The organism is Lactobacillus equicursoris DSM 19284 = JCM 14600 = CIP 110162, assembly GCF_001434815.1.
Classification (GTDB): Bacteria; Bacillota; Bacilli; order Lactobacillales; family Lactobacillaceae; genus Lactobacillus; species Lactobacillus equicursoris.
On the sequence record NZ_AZDU01000110.1, the window covers coordinates 1 to 1,213 of the forward strand.

The window sequence follows — 1,213 nt, forward strand, 5'->3', positions numbered from 1 at the left end:
TTTTTAGCAAAGGAATAAATGCGATGAAACTTGACGTCAAGCACATGGACTTTTACTGGGAGGATTGGGGGCGCTTTGGCACCTTGGCTGGCCTCGATCAGGCAACTGTTTTGGACATTATGGACGACTACTACAATTCTAAGAAAAAGGTAGCCGACATTTGGGTTGAATATGGCCTTGCGGGAAACAACCGCCTGTCAAGAGAATTTCCGCCCCAACTGTTAAGCGAGAAGTGCCCCTATGATGGCCACCGGCTAATTCGCTTCATGCCGGCCCGGAACCAGGACCCGGAAGACTATGTCAAAAAGTGCCCTAAATGCGGGCATGAGCCATACTACGGGGATGAGTGCGAATGTGCAGGCTGCCGGCAAAAGCGGCAAGCCATGCTGGATGATAAGCAACAGCGAATTAGGGAGTATTATTTAGCCCTTAGGCCAAAGAGGAAGGTTAAATTCGATCAGCTTTCACCCGTTGACCAGTTGTATTTAGCAGCGATGTACTTTTTGCCAGGGGGCGAAGACGATTTGTTAGTCGAGGGCGACACCTTCTGGTTTTTGACGCCTTCTGAAAACTGGACTGGGCAGATCGTGAAGGACTTTGTTGAGCGGCAAATCTTGGTGGTTGACCCTGATTCGCCGGCAGAGGCTTTTTCCAGTTATCCACCTTATCAGTTTGATTTGCTTAGCGTGAATTACCGAATCAACGTAAATCTAGGCTCTAAGGGGACTAGTCTTTTTGAAAAAATGGATTGGACAGGGCTGAAAAAAGATAAAGAGGCTTGCCTGGATATTTGGCGCAAGCTGAATTACTGGGAGTGTTTGAATTCCGTTCCATATATTGCTAATGGCGATGAGAACGTGGACTTTGGCTTTTATGTGACTGTCAACGTCTTGCTTAAGCGCCTTGTTGAAGAACGATCCTTAAAAGAGGCTAAAGCGGTAGTCGTCCAGGCCGCTAAATTAGCCAAGCTGCGGAAGAGTCAAGGTCTTGATGAACTTGACGACTTTTTAGAAGAATTAGCTGATCTGGTTGATGGGAAAACTGCGCTTGACCCTGATGCGGTAGCCGCTGTTCGGTCTAAAGCGACAGTTTTGCAGATCGTCTTCTCTCAAGAAGTTCTTGCGCCTAAGGTTGATTTCTTTGAAGTCGTCCCTTCGACTGACTTGATTGCTGATTAAGAGCCCTAATTGACAACCGCCCCAATCCTTAGTAC

At 47.4% G+C, this 1,213-nt stretch carries 1 protein-coding gene; it reads left to right on the top strand.

Going from position 1 to position 1,213, the window contains the following annotated elements; genetic code table 11:
• The coding region (locus FC20_RS09525; RefSeq protein WP_236697671.1) for a hypothetical protein at positions 1-1,178 on the top strand (1,178 nt) is incomplete at its 5' end.
• Positions 1,179-1,213: the final 35 nt, after the last annotated feature.